The organism is Pedobacter ginsengisoli (assembly GCF_002736205.1).
GTDB lineage: Bacteria > Bacteroidota > Bacteroidia > Sphingobacteriales > Sphingobacteriaceae > Pedobacter > Pedobacter ginsengisoli_A.
This window is the reverse complement of the sequence record NZ_CP024091.1, coordinates 1,692,968-1,710,112: the sequence shown is the minus strand read 5'-3', so window position 1 is coordinate 1,710,112 and position 17,145 is coordinate 1,692,968. Positions and strand designations below refer to the sequence as shown.

The following is a 17,145-nucleotide window of genomic DNA, read 5'->3' as shown; positions in this document are numbered from 1 at the left end:
CTTCATAAACTCGTCAAAATCTTTTTTATTTTGCTGTTTGCGTTTACTGCCTGAAGAAACAGACCATGCAAATATAATCCAACAAAGCATAGCCAATGCAATTAGGAAAACAGGATGCCTACTCCCTAATGCTCCAACCATGCAAAAGAAACTGATGACCGATGCTAATATAAATTTACCGAAAACCGTCATAAATACGTATTGAATAGTAAATATACAAATTTTACTTATACCTGCATAGGTGTTTAAAAAAATTGCTTTTCCGTTCTTGCACGGCAATGAGCAAGGCACTTTTAAAATCAGAAATTGATATTTATGTAATTAACAAGGTGCGTGAATTAAGAATCGCTGCTGGTATTTCACAAGCAGACCTGGCTTTAGCTCTTGATCTATCAGTAGGATTTATTGGTCATATCGAAAGTCCAAAATACCGAGCAAAGTATAACCTAAGTCATTTAAATAGATTAGCGACGATTTTAAACTGCTCTATCAAGGATTTCTTTCCTGAATTACCGCTTTAGTACCTTTCGGTTTTGCCATTGTTCTGTACATCTGACGAAATAGTTTATTTATCTCTTTCTCTTCGCTCAAAAATTCCTGCATTAATTTATTAAACTCTTCGGTAATTTTAGGGTTTAAGCTTTGGCTCTTGATAACTGTATTACAGTGTTTAGCCATTTGATTTATGTTTACACCAATTCGACCAATTTCTTGCCCTACGGATGCCAGCTCTTTTAGAACATCGGTAGTCACAAAAAAATCTTGCTGGTACAAGATTCTTTTAATAAACAAACAAGAGCGGGAAATATGAGTTTCATTTTCTAATCTTTGAAGAATGATCAATTCTTGTTCCGTCAACCTTATTTCAATTCTTCTATCTCTTTTACCAGTTAACACCTTTGGTCTTCCACCAATGTTTCTTGCCATACCATTTAAATATTAATATTAAAAAACGAGTTGCGAGTTTTTCTTATCCTGAAACTTGAATTTCAAGTTTTAGGCAAGTATGTTTTTGGGAGGTTTTCCACCGTACAAAAACACATCTTGCAATGTGAAAAACAACAATAGAAAACAAGCCTATTTCCGCCTGTAAGAATCCTTACGTATATACATCTATACGTATATATCTATATACACATATTCAGATAGCTATATATGCGTATATTGTTATAAAACAACAGGCCACTGCATTCTATTTTTCTTTTTGTTGTACCTATGCGTACAAATCCCTTTATTTTTGTTGATTTGTTTACTAATCCATTTAAATAATTACTAATCAATAAGTTAAATAGTAAACATTCAGTAAACTTTTGGTCAACATTTGATTATTCACGAATTTATATTGTCAACCTTTTTTTATTTGTTTACCAATTGTTGATTAAATGTTGACTTCATAATAAATTAAAAATCAATCATTTGACCCACTAAGTCAACATATCTACAAAAATTTGCTCCAGTTGCTCTTTAGTAATTTTATAATATCTGCCTTTATCTTGGTACTCTAATAAGAAACCCGATGTGTCATACTGGTAGGAGGTATAATTTGAAGCATTGGGGTATTGGTTTAATTTCCACTTGGTTTCTATTATTTTCCTAACTCCAGTTCTACCCACACGGAAATTGGCTCTTTGGAGCAGAGATTGAATATTAGAATTAGTAAAGCACATTTCGTTCAATTCTTTGTTTTCCATTATTCCTTTTATGATCTCCAGTAGCTCTATTTCAACTTTATCAACGAACTGCGATTTAATTTTCCGCAACGCTGAGGTATTTATCTGTTCCGCTGTAAACCACATTCTGCCTGTATTTGAAGTGCTAAGCTTACGTTCATTTAGAAAATTTAAAAACTGTGGGATTTCATCTTGCAATTCTTTTAGCAAATTTGGTCTTTTTTGCTTTATAGGACTTATTTTCCTTACCCAATAACGAATTTCTAAAGGATCTATAATGATAAAATTTTCTTCATTGTTACTGCACAAAATAAACTTGCCAAAAAATTCAACCTCAAACTTATCTTGCCCCTTTGCTTCTGCTTTAAATGATTTAGCAGTACTTAGATTTTTAATACGTTCTGCATCTTCCTTTCTATCCAAAAGCACTTCATCTACAGCAATTATTAATTTATTTAGCCAATCGATATTAAAATTTGACCTAAAGTCGCTGTTCGAATTATAAGTCATGTTACCTGCAAATATCTTCTTCAAAAAATTTAAGAATGTAGTTTTACCAGTTTCTCTTTCCTCTGATACCAAACATAGCACTGGCAAAGTTTGATTAGGTTTTTGATAAAGCAATTGGATGTAATCTAAGCCTAATTCATATTGCTCTTGAAAAATGTGTTCTATGAATTCTAATATTTTAACACAATCTCCTTGTTTTGGTAAATGTGGTATTTCCTCGTATCGGTTTAAATACCCTTTAATTTCCTTCTGATAATGTAAATGTTCTGGCACAATGCACCATCCATCATATTTTGGAATTTCGGCAACAATATCTTTGCCGTGATCACGAATAATGGTTTCGATATTCCACGGAATTAAAACTTTCATGGTATCTCCTGTTGAAAGCGGTTTATGAGAAATTTTTAGATACGAAGTACCTACTCGAACGTAATTCGAATGTTCCATATTGATAAATAAAAATATTTGAAATTGAGTTGGAGCTGTGATTACAGCAAAAAGAAAATATGTATTCCTACCTTGAAGTATATTTATTTTTTAAAACATACTGGGTCGCTTCTTCTTCAATCTCTTCAATTGTTTTTTTACGACCTTTTTTCAACCAGTCCATTAATTCCTGTTTAGTAAAATATAGTCTTTTACCTTTCTTAATGACTGGTATTTTCCCTGCGGAGGTTAATGTATAAACCGTTGCTTTAGCAAGATTAAGGAATTTGGATGCTTCTTCGATACTTAAAAAATCTTGTGGCTTTTCTTCAGAATTCGAGGATGGGGTTTCTGAAAGAACTTTTCTTACACTGTTTTCTATCATTGCCGATAGTTCTTCCTTTCTTATGGATGTTAACATTAAATCGTTCATAAGGCTTCATTTATGTGATGAATAATAAGTATTTATTAATATCACAAAGTAAGCCTCAGAACTTACGTGCATCGCCATAACACGTAAGTTTTAATTATTTTTTGAAATGGATATTCAATTCTTTTATTTTTTCTTTTGCTGTCAATTTAACGTTCAACTTATCAAGCGTTGTCCTTTGAGACTGTCCAATGAGGTAATCCCCGTTTTTAAAATACCTGAATTTTCTGTGTAGCCACTTAGATAAATCCTTATTGGTAATTTTGGATAAGATCTGCCTGTATTGCATAATTTTAAAAAATAGGATCATATCGTCAGGAGTAACATTTTTTAAGTTATAAAATTCTGGATGCGATTTAGTATTATTTGAAAGTTCATTTTCAAGTGCTAAAAAATCCGCTTCCTTTGCGCACTTTAGCTTGAGAAATGCCAAAATTCCTTTAATTTCTACATCATTAACACCTGTTGTAAACGCCACTACACCTTTATCTATCAGATTTTTTCTAACAAAACTTTTGTGATTCTTGATTTTCAGTTCTTCATCAATCCGCTCAATGTGATTATTTACCAACGGGATTAACTCGTTACCCATAAAATCAATGTGGTGGTTAAGTATATCAAAAACGGGTTTAGTTGCCAATTGCTTTATGAGTTCATATTCGGCAATAAAACCTTTGAGCAATTCGTACCGTTCGTAGACCTCTATGCTTTCATTTATATATTTAAGAATATCAAGCAACATTTCTATTTGTGCGCCAAACAGTTCGTAAATGTTTTCTGCATTTATTTCTCTGTTTACACTAAATAGTACATCATTAATATACTGTACTTGAAAAACATAAAGCTTAGAATGTCCAGCCTCTAATTCCTCATTAACTGCTTTAATGTTATTATTAAAAGCCAATGGAAGATATTTAAGGTTTTTATTTTGCTTTAGAATAATTTGCCTCATAACTACAATACAATACGTTTTGAGGCATCTACTTTCTTTTTATCTATCACTTTTGCATATACTTCTGTCGTTTTTAAATGCCTATGTCCTAACAGCTTTGATACCGTATAAATATCTGTACCCATTGTTAATTGTAAAGTAGCGTAAGTATGCCTGAAACAATGGAAAGTGATCTTTTTGGTTATTCCAGCACTCATAACCCACCGAGATAATTGCACATTCGTATAAGCCGAATATTTCAAGCCTTTAAAAATTCTATCTTCTAAATTACCTCGTTCTCCTAATTGCTCATAAGCTTGTTCGGCAATGGGCAAAGTTTCATTAGAACTGGTTTTTTGTTGAGTAAAACGAATAAAATATCCGTCTTGCTCGGAATGTTGTACTTCTTTCCAAGTAAGTTTAATCATATCTGACCATCTTAAACCTGTCAAAGCACAAAATATAGATGCTCTTTTTAAAACATTTGGTTCACAATCTGTTTCAAAAAGTGCTTTCAGCTCTTCAAAAGTTAAATATTCTCTTTCACTTTCGCCCTGGGGAATTCCTTTTACCCTAAGAATGGGGTTGATAGAAAATAGACGTTCTTCAAAAGCTTCTTTAACACAAGCCCTGAACTTGTTAAAATAGCTATACTGGGAGTTTTGAGCCAAACCTGCCGTTTCAGATTTAAGTGATTTTACATTTTTTAAAAATTCTTTAAAACCCTCGCAAAATCTTTCATCTACATCACCAAATGTGCATTTGCCACCAGTATAAAGCTTCAAATATTTAAATGAGCCAAACCAGTTATCAGCATTTCCTTTTGAAGAATTACGTTTCTTAACCTTTTGCTCGAAATAGGCAAGAAAATCCATTTTAGAAGATAAACGGTCGGTAAAATCAAAGCTTTTATTGATGAACTGCAAACTTCTTTCAGCACGAATGCTTTCTGCCTTTGTTTTACATACATGATTATGCTCTTTTTGAATGGCATTTATCGGTTTCTCAAACAGGTAAATTTTTAAAAACTCTCTTCGGGTTTCTTTTCCAGTCTCAGGAATGTAAACGGGAGGATAAAAATCTAAATAAAGGCTCAATCGACCATCATTTAATTTTTTCTCTCTTAATTTAACTGTGCGGTTCTGTTTCATAGGTTGACAAATAATTTATCGATTTCTTCTCGTTTAATAATTTTACGGCCACCCAATTTGTAGGCTTTAATAACTTCTTGGTTAAGCAATCTCCAAAGGGTAGTTCTGCTTATATTTAATAACGTACAGGTGTCTTGAATACTCAAATATGCCATTCCATTAAGTTCATTTTTTGGTTGTTCTCTAGTTTTCTTAGTTTCCTGATTACTGTTTTCAATCTTTAACCGTTTTATCTTGTTCTTAAGATTTTTACCATTACAAGACCTGCTACAAAATCGTGTCACTGTAGTCTTAGCGACAAATAATGCATTACACTCCTCGCAGAATCTATTCAATCTGATATTTGAACTCATACAAAATTGTTTCAGGATGTTTCTACCTGTTTCCAGATGTTTCAAAGTGTTTCATCATTTCTCCGATACACTAAAAATACTGTATTTATTTGTACCTTTTTAAAAACATCCTAATAAAGGTACAAATATTAACGAAAGGTACAAAAAAATCAAAAAACATCGATAAACAAAAAACCCTTATAATTGTTGATTATAAGGGTTTTAATACTATTTATTAATTGTTATTTCTCGGTATTTATCGTTTGTTACTTTCCGATACAAAACTTGCTAAATATATTCTCAAGCAAATCATCTGTAGTAACCTGTCCGGTAATTTCTCCAAGGTAATGTAAAGCTTGCTTAATATCCATTGCTAAAAAGTCTGAAGTAACCGGATTATCCAAGCCATTAGCTACATTGCTTAAAGCTGCCTGTGTTTTTTGCAATGCCTCTACGTGCCTAATATTTGTTACCATGGTATGATTATCCGATAGCTTATCTCCCACTGCCGTATCATAAAGCAATTGTTTCAACTCTTCAATATGCTGATTCTCTTTTGCTGATATAGAGATAAATGCAATATCTGAGGGAAGTTTAAGCTCCTTTAAACGATCACTGTAAGAGAGGTCCATTTTATTAGCCACAGCTAAAAACGGAATACCAGGTTTATACAAACGTGCAATATCATCATGAACCTCAGTTGCCGATGTATTCACAACATCAAACAGATATACCAACAGTGCCGACTGATTAATTTTTTGCATTGTTTTTTCAACTCCAATAGCTTCAATAGTATCGGTAGCTTCACGAATACCAGCAGTATCAATAAGCCTAAAATTAATACCATTTATGTTTAAAAGCTCTTCAATAGTATCACGTGTTGTGCCGGCAATCTCACTAACAATCGCTCTATCTTCATTTAAAAGGGCGTTTAACAATGTCGATTTTCCTGCATTTGGCCTGCCAGCAATCACAGTATTAATACCTTGTTTAATCACATTTCCAAGCTCAAAAGAGCGAATCAACTTATTTAATACAAGAGTGATTTTTGTAATCAATTCCTGCAGCTGATCTCTGTTGGCAAATTCTACGTCCTCCTCAGCAAAGTCCAGTTCTAACTCTATCATCGAAGCAAAGTGAATCAATTGCTCGCGTAATACGTTAAGTTCTGTACTAAAACCACCCCTTAGCTGATTCATGGCTACCTGATGAGCAGCAGAAGAATCTGAAGAAATCAAATCAGCAACAGCCTCAGCCTGAGATAAATCTAATCCCCCATTTAAAAATGCCCTTAAGGTAAACTCTCCTGGTTTTGCAGCACTTGCTCCTTTTTTTATTAAAAGCGTTATAATCTGCTGAATGATATAGTTGGAACCATGACAAGAAATTTCGACAACGTTTTCTTTTGTATATGATTTTGGGGCAACAAACAAACTCACAAGAACCTCATCTATAACAGCATTACCATCTTTAATTAATCCAAAATGTATGGTATGAGATTCCTGAGCCAGTAAATCCTTGCCACTAAAAACCGAGTTTGTAATAGCTATTGCATCTTTTCCTGAAAGGCGTATAACACCTATTGCACCCACTCCGGGTGGTGTAGATAAAGCAACAATGGTTTCGTTTGTGATCATTTCTTTTATATGGATATAGATTTACTAAAAGGGTATTTTCTTGCAAAACTAGCCAAACATTTCATACCTTTCAGTGTTACTCAATGAAAAATCTAAATACTTTACCTATGACAGACATGCCTCTTACCGTAAAACGATCAATCGAATTATTGGGTCTGGTTTTATTAGTAGCTATCTTAGTAGTCGGCAACAACATCATTATGCCAGTTATTATGGCATTTTTCATCAGTATTGTAGTATTGCCGGTTTATCGCTTTTTAATTAGAAAAAAACTACCCGAAGCAATTGCAATTATACTCCCAATTTTACTGCTGGTTATATTGATAGGATTGCTGGTCTGGTTTTTTTCAGCACAGGTAGGAATTTTAGTATCCGATTTTCCCCAAATAAAAAACAATGTAAATATACACCTAAAGGCATTAAGTAATTGGGTAAATAGCGTTAGTCATATTTCAACAACAGAGCAACTTAAGTTTATCACCGAAAAAAGTGACGATTTATTAGGTATGGCTGGTAAAGCAGCAAGCGGAGCTGCTGTTACCCTAACTTCAGTATTTGTATTTGTTGGTTTGCTGCCTATCTACATCTATCTTATGTTGTTCTATAAAGACATTTTGCTGCGCTTTATTTTTATGTGGTTTAAACCAGAGCATCACCCAAAGGTAAAAGAAGCAATCTATGAAACTGAAGCAATTATAAAAAGTTACCTGGTTGGTTTATTAATTCAGGTGAGCTACATGACTATACTATTGGGCGGAATCTTGTTCCTGGTTGGAATTAAGCACGCCCTGCTAATTGGTGTTATATTCGCTATTCTAAATCTTATTCCCTATGTGGGGGCACTTATTGGTAATATTATTGGGGTCTTGCTAACCCTTACCTCTTCTACAGAGCTTTGGCCAGTTATTACGGTATTAATTGTAATAGCTGTAGTTCAGTTTCTAGATAATAACATACTGATGCCAAGGATTGTAGGCTCAAAAGTGAAAATCAATGCTTTATTTGCAATTTTAGGAGTAATAATTGGCGGGAGCATTGCCGGAGTATCGGGAATGTTTCTTTCCCTTCCGGTAATTGCTGTTTTAAAGGTTATTTTTGATAGAACAGTGATGTTTAAACAATGGGGAGTATTATTGGGAGATGAACGTCCTGCTAAAAGTCCGATGAGCTTCGCAACCTTCAGAAAAAAGAAACCAGTTACTCTAAAGGCAGGTACAGAAAAATAAGATGTTACGGTGTGATATTTTTAAGTTATTATTGTGTAATACTTTTAAGATATCACTAACCAAATGAACCACTTAACCAAAAAAATCGCATTACTTTTTCTAGTGGTGGGTATTGCCACCGGCTGTAAGAAAAAGGACATCCCCTTAAGCAGCGCTAAAGAAATCACTGCTTTTAAAATTGAAGCGGCCCACAACACCGAATCTATTAAAATTGATATCAACGGAGAAATCAGCGGGAACAGTATAGTGCTTCCGGTTAGTAAGGGTTTAAATGTGAGCAGCCTTAAAGCAACATTTACTATTACCGGAAAAAGTGTAACCGTAAAAGGAAGTACTCAGCAATCTACCCTTTCTGTTCAGGACTTTTCATTGCCTGTCAAATACGTTATTACTGCCGAAGATGGCTCAGAGCAAACCTACACCGTAACTATTAGGCAGGTTGATGATCCAGGGCTAATTTTGAATGCCTTTTCCATTTTAAAAACAAATAATCCCGATCTGCCAGCTGACCTTAATTTTACGATTAATGGCAATAAGGCAACTGCGAAACTAAAATATTTCAAACAGAAGCTAATTGCTACATTTTCAACCCAAGCCACTTCAGTCACTATAGATGGTATTGTGCAAGAAAGTGGTAAAACAGTCGTTGATTTCAGCCAGCCTGTAAAATATACGCTGACATCCCGATATGGCACCAAAGCAGAGTACCTGATCAGTATTGATTGGGAAGCATCTGTTCCACGAATTAGTATAACAACCGCAGGAAATGCCCCAATTGTATCAAAAGACGATTATTTACAGGCTACAATAAAAATTGAGGGCCTGGGCGGATTCCAGGACTATTCTGGCACAACCAGAATAAAAGGTAGAGGGAATTCAACCTGGGGATATCCTAAAAAGCCATACCGCTTAAAGTTGGACAAGAAAGCAGCACTGCTGGGACTTGCAGAAGAAAAAGATTGGGTACTACTGGCAAACTATCTGGATCCCACTTTGATGTTCAACGCGGTGGCCATGAAAGCAGGTCAGCTACTGCAGATGCCATACACCAATCACATTATTCCCGTTGAGTTAACCATAAACGATACCTACATGGGTAGCTATGTTTTTACCGAACAAGTTGCCGTAGCTACAAACCGCGTAAACATTGAAGATGGCGGTACCCTGTTAGAACTGGATGCCTATTTTGACGAGCCCTGGAAGTTTAAATCCACTAATTATAACCTGCCGGTAATGGTTAAATATCCCGACATCAGTTCTGAGGCAGGGTTAAATGCATTACAAAATGAATTTCAGGTTATGGAGAATGCCATCGCTTCTTCTGCTTTTCCGGGCAACAATTATTCAGATTATCTGGATATCAACTCACTCGTAGATTTATTTATTGTATGTAACCTAACAGACAATGAGGAGCTTAACCATCCAAAAAGTCTTTATGTATACAAGCCGAAAAATGGAAAATACAGCTTTGGACCTTTATGGGACTTTGACTGGGCTTTTGGCTTTGAAGGCACAGGTACTCATTTTGTAAAATACAATAACGATTTACTGTGGAATTCTTCTTCTGCAGGCACTGTATTCTTTAAGCGACTACTAAGTGATCCGAAAGTAAAAACATTATTTAAACAAAAATGGGCCTCTTTTAAGTCGACAAAAGTACCTGAGCTAATGTTATACCTCGATAAATACGCAAGTACTATTGAAGCTTCAAGGAAAAGAGATTATACCAAATGGGGTACTGGCAGTGGGGATTTTATGGCCGATTATCAGAACATGCGGACCTGGATGAACAAGCGTGTAGGGTATATAGACCAATATGTAGCTGGCTTTTAACAAAACAGGCCCGGCGTTTAAGTTGCCGGGCCTGTCTATTTATATAAAATTACATTCTTTCTGGTACAGTAATACCAAGTATGTTCATTCCTTTTTTAAGGATTTCGGCAGTTACCGCACTTAAATTCAGGCGATGCTGCTTAAGTGCAGCATTTTCCTCTTTAACAATAGGTGGAACTTCATGATAGAACTTGTTAAACATTTTGGCTACCTCATAAAGGTAATTTGCTAACGTTGCAGGACTATAAGCTTTAGCTGCTGCAGATATTTCTGATGGGTATTTTGCCAACAGCATGATCATCTCCAGTTCTGTAGCAGTAATAGCTACATCAGGAGCTTGGGTAGCAATATATGATCCCTTGGTTAGCAAAGATTTGATACGCGCATGGGTGTATTGAATAAACGGACCAGTGTTACCTTGAAAATCTATTGATTCAGAAGGGTCAAAAAGTAAACGCTTTTTAGGTTCAACCTTTAAAAGGAAATACTTTAAAGCACCCAATCCAATTTGGCTATACAAAGCTTCCTTTTCCTCTTCAGAAAAGTTGTTCACCTTACCTAATACCTCGGTTTTTTGCTTAGCTGTAGTCACCATTTCAGCAATCAGATCATCAGCATCAACCACAGTTCCCTCTCTCGATTTCATTTTACCGCTAGGCAAATCAACCATCCCATACGATAAATGATGCATGCCTTTAGCCCACGATTTCCCAAGTTTCTCTAGTATTAAAAACAACACCTTAAAGTGGTAGTCTTGTTCATTACCAACCACATATAGCGATTGATCCATTTTAAAGTCATCATGTTTCATTTGGGCGGTACCCAAATCCTGAGTAATATAAACCGAAGTTCCGTCAGCACGTAAAACCAATTTCTGGTCTAAGCCATCAGCAGTTAAATCAATCCATACAGAACCATCTGGTTTTTTAAAGAAAACGCCCTTTTCAAGTCCCTCATCCACAGTTCCTTTTCCTAATAAATAGGTGTTACTTTCATAATAGTATTTATCAAAATCAACACCCAGATTTTTGTAGGTTACAGCAAATCCATCGTAAACCCAGCCATTCATCTTTTTCCAAAGATCAATAACCTCCGCATCACCAGCCTCCCAATCCTGAAGCATTTTTTGCGCCTCAATAATTAACGGGGCATTCTTTTTGGCTTCTTCTTCCGTTTGTCCTTCAGCTTTTAATGCCTCTATTTCCTTCTTGTACTCCTTATCAAAAATCACATAGTATTTACCTACAAGGTGATCTCCTTTTAAGAAAGCACTTTCAGGAGTTTCGCCGTTGCCCCATTTTTGCCATGCCAACATCGACTTGCAAATATGGATACCCCTATCATTCACTAAATTCACCTTAATCACCTCATAACCATCAGCCTTAAGCAATTCAGCTACAGAATAACCTAACAGGTTATTTCTCACGTGGCCCAGGTGTAAAGGTTTATTAGTGTTGGGAGAAGAATATTCAACCATCACTTTCTGGCCATTTGGTTTTATAGATCCAAATGAAGGATTAAGCAACTCATTATTAAATAAATTTATCCAATATGAGTCAGCAACAGTTAAGTTCAAAAATCCCTTAATCACATTAAATGCAGTAATGTCTGGTACGTTAGCTACTAAATATTCGCCAAGATCATTTGCTGTTACCTCCGGTGATTTTTTAGAAAACCTAACCACAGGAAACACAACGATTGTTATTTGTCCTTCAAATTCAGTTCTTGTATCCTGTAGGTTAATCTGATTTTCAGGGATATCCTGATCGTATAATTGCTTTACTGCTGCTATAGTTGCAGTTACTATATGTTGTTCAATATTCATGTTCTTATCTTATTTGGAGCGTTTTTATTCGTTTCTAAAAGCATTAGTAGCTTTAATTAAAATCTCAAAAGCATGTTCAGCCATTTGATTTTCCTTATCAAGTGTTGGGTTTACTTCAACAATTTCGAAGCAGCAAACCTTTTGATTGGTAATTAGCCGCGACATTAAATTGCCAGCTTCCCGTTCTGTTAATCCCTGAGCAACAGGAGTTCCGGTTCCTCTGGATGCAGTAGGATCAAGTGAATCAACATCAAAGGATACATAAATCATATCACAGTGATCCAGATACTTAAGAGTTTCAATAACCGTACGCTCTACTCCTCTTTTTCTTAACTCGGCAGTAGTAAATATTTTAACTTTATTTTTTTTAAGCAGGTACTCCTCTGGCTTTTCCATATCCCTGGCCGATATTAATACCAAATCCCTATAGTTAATTTTCGGAGCAATATTACCTACATTTTTTAGTTGATACCAATAATTAATGGTTTCCTGATCAAGTATATTAACTTTTGATTCTGTATTGTCTTCATCAAGAGCCATTGCTAAAGGCATTCCGTGCATATTTCCCGAGGGTGTTGTATAAGGCGAGTGAATATCAGCATGGGCATCAATCCATATAACTCCTAACTTAGCCTTCGGAAAAGCCGTCTTAATACCTGCAATTGTTCCTGCAGCAGTACTATGATCGCCGGCAAGTACAATAGGAAACTCATTTTTATTTAAAGTTGAATTTACCTCATCACTTACCCGTTCTACCATTGTAAGTATTCCGGATATACGCTTTGCAAACGGACTGCCAGTAGTTTCTAGCAGCAAGTGGTTCTCATTTGGAACCTCTACAGTTTTATGTTTTTTAAAGAAACGACTGCCAAAATCAAGCGCAGCAATCTTAATTGCATCCACCCCTAAACTGGCTCCCCGTGTACCGGCACCGATCTCTGATTTTACCTCAATAATTTTTAAAGTCTTAGTCATAAAAAAAATACGGGTGTATTTTATAAAGTGTTTATCTTTGGCAACAAAATTAACTCATTTTAATTTGCCAAACCCTATAAATAATAGTTCAAAAATATAAAAAATGCAGAGTTACTCCGAATTTCTTGATCTAAGTGTTGGTTTTCCTCAGGAAGGTTTCAGCGTTATAGACGACGAATTATATTTTCAAGATCTAAATCTAATGGAAATGATTGAAACCTATGGCACGCCATTGCGTTTTACCTACCTTCCTTTAATTAGTAAAAAGATCCAGCAAGCCAAGTTGTTGTTCCAAACGGCTATCATCAAGAACAACTATCGCGGAGACTATAAGTATTGTTATTGTACCAAAAGTTCCCACTTCCGTCATATTGTAGAAGAGGCGCTTAAAAATGGTATTCACTTAGAAACTTCATCTGCTTTTGATATGCCTATGATTGAGGCATTAGAAAAGAAAGGTGCTTTAACAAAAGACATAACCGTAATATGTAACGGTTTTAAAACGTATCAATACAAGCAATATATTATAGATATGTTGCACGATGGATATAAAAACATCATCCCTGTTTTAGATAATAAAGAAGAGTTTAACCTTTTTGATGATGAAGTTGAAATGGATACTCCTTGTAATCTTGGTATCCGTATCGCGGCTGAGGAACAACCGGATTCCCAATTTTATACTTCAAGATTAGGTGTTCGTTTAGAGGATGTAATTGAGTTTTACAACAATAAAATCTCGGCTAACCCAAATTTCAGGGTTAAGCTTTTGCATTTCTTCATTAATTCGGGTATTACTGATTCGCCTTATTATTGGAACGAATTAGAGAAATACGTTACGCTTTACTGTAAATTTAAGAAAATTAACCCTGAATTGGATACATTGGATATTGGTGGTGGTATGCCATTTAAAGATTCATTAGTGTTCGATTTTGATTATGAATACATGGTTAATGAGATCGTAAAAAGGATTAAAGAGATCTGTGCAGAGCATGATGTTGTTGAGCCTGATATTATTACTGAATTCGGAAAATACACTGTTGCAGAGGCCTCAGGTATTTTATATAAAGTATTAGGCCGTAAACAACAGAACGACAGAGAGAAGTGGCTAATGCTTGATGGATCATTTATCACCAATCTTCCGGATGTTTGGGCGTTAAACCAAAAGTATATTTTACTTCCGGTGAATAACTGGGATGCCGAATACGAAAGGGTAAACTTAGGCGGTATTACCTGCGATGGACAAGATTACTACAATCAGGAAGCGCACATGAATAGTGTGTTTATGCCAAAAACACGTAAAGTACAATACCTTGGCTTCTTTAATACCGGGGCATACCAGGAAGTACTAAGTGGTTATGGTGGTATACATCACTGCTTATTGCCTAGTCCTAAGCATGTTATTATCCGCAGAAACAGAGATGAAACATTCAACTTTGAAGTATTTGGTGAAGAGCAAAACAGTAAACAGGTGCTTAAAATTCTAGGCTACACCTAGATCTTTTAATAAATTAATTTCATAATAACATTGAGCCTGTACACTAATTTGTGCAGGCTTTTTTTTAGTAATTTCAGCATGCGGATTATATACGGGCTAAACAGGGACTTAATAGGGAGTTGATAGGGATAAATCCATATGTAAACCGTAGAACTTCCCTTGCATCACTTTATTTATATTTAAAAATTAAGATAAAAAAAGAAAGGGTGCACCTTGCGGCACACCCTTATCATCCTAAAAAACCAAACTCTAACCTTATTATGAAACTTTAATTTCTTTATTTTGAGATTTTACTTCATCTTTTCCAATCGTGATGTTTAAAATCCCGTTAACATATTCAGCAGTAATATTATCTGCGTTTACGCTTTCAGGCAAAACAAATGACCTTGCAAACGAGAAGTAATCAAATTCTCTGCGTGTATAATCTTTTTTCTCTTCTGTTTCGCTTACTTTTTTCTCAGCCCAAACAGAAAGTGTATCTTTTTTTAAGTTGATTTGAAAATCTTCTTTAGTTAAACCCGGAGCAGCAATTTCAATCTTGTATTCAGCTTCCGTTTCTAAAATATTTACTCCCGGTACTTTGTTAACGGTTAAGTTTTTATTTATGGCTTCGCTAAACAAAGAGTCAAATACATTGTTAAAGTAAGGTGCGGTGTTCCTGGTTCTGTTGTTAAATTTTACTAGTGTCATCGTTTATGTCTCCTATTTTTTTGTTTTAAATTTTATATAAACTCTATAATCAACTCCTATACCAACCCAATTATTTATGATTTTAAAGACATTTTGGCGCAACAAAACAACAAAGCAAGACAAAACGGCAGATATCGTGAATCAAATAGACAGTTTTAAGTATAAAACCAATATCGAAACACGATTTGCAGATTTTGATATGATGGGGCATGTAAACAATGCAACCTACTTTACCTATATGGAAATTGCACGGGCCAAATATTGGAAACAAGCTGTACAATGGGATTGGAAAAAAACAGGTGTTGTTATTGCTCACGCCTCTTTAGAATACATTGTTCCCATTTTTCTGGAAGATAAGATTAGTATTTATGTGAGAACTTCCAGGATAGGAAAAAGCAGTTTTGATCTGGAATACTTATTAATAAAAATGGAAAATGGCCAGGAAGTAGTTTGCAGTAAAGGGAAAACAGTGTGCGTAGCTTTTGATTATGAAGCTAAAACATCAGCACCAATACCTGAAGAAGAAAAAAACAAGATGATGATTTTTGAGCAGCTCGATAACAATTAACCGGGCTGCTCCTGTTTCTAAAAGATTTTACCAGGGTTTAGGATGCCATTGGGGTCAAATACGCCTTTAATTCCCCTCATCAAGTTAAGGTTAATCTGACTGTATTTTATAGGCATAAATTCTTTCTGAACCAATCCAATACCGTGTTCTCCGGAAATTGTACCTCCCAAAGCACTGGTTAATTCAAATATTTCTACAATACCATCTTTAAGTTTATTTTTCCAATCCTCATCACTCATTCCTGCTTTAATGATGTTGATATGAAGGTTGCCATCTCCTGCATGGCCATAACAAACACTCTCAAATCCATATCTGGATCCTATTTCTTTTATTCCATTAATCAACTTTGGCAAGGCAGCCCTGGGCACAACAGTATCTTCTTCTTTATAAACTGAATTTGATTTGACAGATTCAGCCATAGTACGGCGCATACGCCATAAATCCTCTTTTTGTTGAGCCGTATCAGCAAAAAGAACCTCACTGCACTCAAACTGCTCAAGAACGAGGTTTACTTTTTCGCAATCTTTAAAAATCGAATCCATATCGTCGCCATCAAACTCAATTAAAAGGAAAGCGTTTACATCGTCTTTTAAATCAAACTTAATATCGTCAAATTTAATAACCCACTCCACTCCTTTTCTTTCCATAAATTCTAAGGCTGATGGAACAATGCCGGCTCTAAATATTGCCGAAACAGCAGCGCATGCCTTTTCATTTTCTCCAAAAGAAGCAAGCATTAAAACACTTTGTTGCGGTTTAGGAACCAGCTTTGTTACTATTTTAGTAACAACAGCTAAGGTACCTTCAGAGCCAATCATCATTTGAGTAAGATTGTAACCAGATGCATACTTTAATGTATTGGCACCCGTCCAAATAATTTCGCCTGTTGGCAATACAACCTCCAGATTTAAAATATACTCCCTTATTGTTCCATATTTAACAACTCTGGGGCCGCCAGAGCCATGGGCAACATTGCCACCAATAAAGCAAGAACCCTTGCTCGATGGATCTACAGGATATAGCAATCCATGTTCCCCAACCGCATTTATAAAGTCTTCAGTTATAACTCCAGGTTCAACCGTTGCCTGCAGGTTTTCAGTATCTATCTCAATTATAGCCTTAAACTTTTCCATCGATAAAAGCACACCACCATAAACAGGTAGCGCAGCGCCACTAAGTCCGGTACCTCCACCACGCGGAGTAACAGGGATATGATGTTCATTGCATAGCTTTAATAAAGCAGAAATTGCAGCTGCGTCAGTTGGTTTTACTACAACTTCCGGATAGTATTTTAGATCTTCTGTTTCATCATGACTATAGGTATTTAGGGATTCCTCATCTGTAAATACATTAGGTGCGCCAATAATTATTTTTATCTGATCTAATAGGTCGGTTGTAATTTTATTAAATGCCATCAGTTTTTTCAGCTATTAAAATTTAGAATGG

At 35.4% G+C, this 17,145-nt stretch carries 16 protein-coding genes; 5 read left to right on the top strand and 11 right to left on the bottom strand.

What is annotated here, in order from left to right; all coding sequences use genetic code 11:
• Positions 1–278 precede the first annotated feature (278 nt).
• A complete protein-coding gene (locus tag CPT03_RS06970) occupies positions 279–521 on the top strand; it encodes a helix-turn-helix transcriptional regulator (protein WP_099438170.1) in 243 nt (80 codons plus the stop codon).
• Here the strand turns inward: CPT03_RS06970 and CPT03_RS06965 are convergent.
• The 7 genes from CPT03_RS06965 to mnmE all read right to left on the bottom strand — a co-directional run bounded on the left by CPT03_RS06965 (position 490) and on the right by mnmE (position 7,087).
• Positions 490–927 carry a plasmid mobilization protein gene (locus CPT03_RS06965; RefSeq protein ID WP_099438169.1) on the bottom strand — a complete coding sequence of 146 codons (438 nt, stop codon included), beginning with the start codon at positions 925–927 and terminating at the stop codon, positions 490–492. The genes CPT03_RS06970 and CPT03_RS06965 overlap by 32 nt on opposite strands.
• Before the next feature lie 497 nt (positions 928–1,424).
• Positions 1,425–2,549, bottom strand: a complete 1,125-nt coding sequence (locus tag CPT03_RS06960; RefSeq protein WP_216641617.1) for a primase-helicase family protein — start codon at positions 2,547–2,549, stop codon at positions 1,425–1,427.
• 145 nt (positions 2,550–2,694) lie between these two features.
• Positions 2,695–3,039, bottom strand: coding sequence for a helix-turn-helix domain-containing protein (locus tag CPT03_RS06955; protein ID WP_216641616.1), 345 nt, complete (start codon positions 3,037–3,039; stop codon positions 2,695–2,697).
• Between the two features lie 94 nt (positions 3,040–3,133).
• On the bottom strand, positions 3,134–3,988 hold the full coding sequence (locus CPT03_RS06950) for a hypothetical protein (RefSeq protein WP_099438167.1): 855 nt from the start codon (positions 3,986–3,988) through the stop codon (positions 3,134–3,136).
• 2 nt (positions 3,989–3,990) lie between these two features.
• Positions 3,991–5,118: a site-specific integrase gene (locus CPT03_RS06945; RefSeq protein WP_099438166.1), complete on the bottom strand. Its 1,128-nt coding sequence runs from the start codon at positions 5,116–5,118 to the stop codon at positions 3,991–3,993.
• Complete coding sequence (locus tag CPT03_RS23355; RefSeq protein WP_410522628.1) at positions 5,115–5,273, bottom strand: helix-turn-helix domain-containing protein; 159 nt, start codon at positions 5,271–5,273, stop codon at positions 5,115–5,117. Before CPT03_RS23355 ends, CPT03_RS06945 begins: the two co-directional genes overlap by 4 nt.
• A 443-nt stretch (positions 5,274–5,716) precedes the next feature.
• Entirely contained in the window at positions 5,717–7,087 is a 1,371-nt protein-coding gene (gene mnmE / locus CPT03_RS06935) for a tRNA uridine-5-carboxymethylaminomethyl(34) synthesis GTPase MnmE (protein ID WP_099438164.1), read from the bottom strand.
• Positions 7,088–7,170: 83 nt separating this feature from the next.
• Here mnmE and CPT03_RS06930 point away from each other — a divergent pair, with 83 nt between their 5' ends.
• Positions 7,171–8,313 carry an AI-2E family transporter gene (locus CPT03_RS06930; RefSeq protein WP_317044340.1) on the top strand — a complete coding sequence of 381 codons (1,143 nt, stop codon included), beginning with the start codon at positions 7,171–7,173 and terminating at the stop codon, positions 8,311–8,313.
• 63 nt (positions 8,314–8,376) lie between these two features.
• Positions 8,377–10,146, top strand: coding sequence for a CotH kinase family protein (locus CPT03_RS06925; RefSeq protein ID WP_099438162.1), 1,770 nt, complete (start codon positions 8,377–8,379; stop codon positions 10,144–10,146).
• Positions 10,147–10,195: 49 nt separating this feature from the next.
• Here CPT03_RS06925 and argS read toward each other — a convergent pair whose 3' ends face one another.
• Both argS and rocF read right to left on the bottom strand, forming a co-directional pair.
• On the bottom strand, positions 10,196–11,971 hold the full coding sequence (argS, locus tag CPT03_RS06920) for an arginine--tRNA ligase (protein WP_099438161.1): 1,776 nt from the start codon (positions 11,969–11,971) through the stop codon (positions 10,196–10,198).
• 24 nt (positions 11,972–11,995) lie between these two features.
• Complete coding sequence (gene rocF / locus CPT03_RS06915; RefSeq protein WP_099438160.1) at positions 11,996–12,946, bottom strand: arginase; 951 nt, start codon at positions 12,944–12,946, stop codon at positions 11,996–11,998.
• 103 nt (positions 12,947–13,049) lie between these two features.
• Between rocF and CPT03_RS06910 the strand changes: the two genes are divergently transcribed.
• Complete coding sequence (locus CPT03_RS06910; protein WP_099438159.1) at positions 13,050–14,441, top strand: arginine decarboxylase; 1,392 nt, start codon at positions 13,050–13,052, stop codon at positions 14,439–14,441.
• A gap of 258 nt (positions 14,442–14,699) precedes the next feature.
• Here the strand turns inward: CPT03_RS06910 and CPT03_RS06905 are convergent, their stop codons facing one another.
• A complete protein-coding gene (locus tag CPT03_RS06905) occupies positions 14,700–15,131 on the bottom strand; it encodes an Hsp20/alpha crystallin family protein (RefSeq protein ID WP_099438158.1) in 432 nt (143 codons plus the stop codon).
• A 76-nt stretch (positions 15,132–15,207) separates the two neighbouring features.
• Between CPT03_RS06905 and CPT03_RS06900 the strand changes: the two genes are divergently transcribed.
• Positions 15,208–15,699: an acyl-CoA thioesterase gene (locus CPT03_RS06900; RefSeq protein WP_099438157.1), complete on the top strand. Its 492-nt coding sequence runs from the start codon at positions 15,208–15,210 to the stop codon at positions 15,697–15,699.
• Positions 15,700–15,716: 17 nt separating this feature from the next.
• On the opposite strand, the gene CPT03_RS06895 is transcribed toward CPT03_RS06900, so the two are convergent.
• Positions 15,717–17,114 (bottom strand): FAD-binding oxidoreductase, encoded by a 1,398-nt coding sequence (locus CPT03_RS06895; protein WP_099438156.1) that lies wholly within the window; start codon positions 17,112–17,114, stop codon positions 15,717–15,719.
• Positions 17,115–17,145 lie beyond the last annotated feature (31 nt).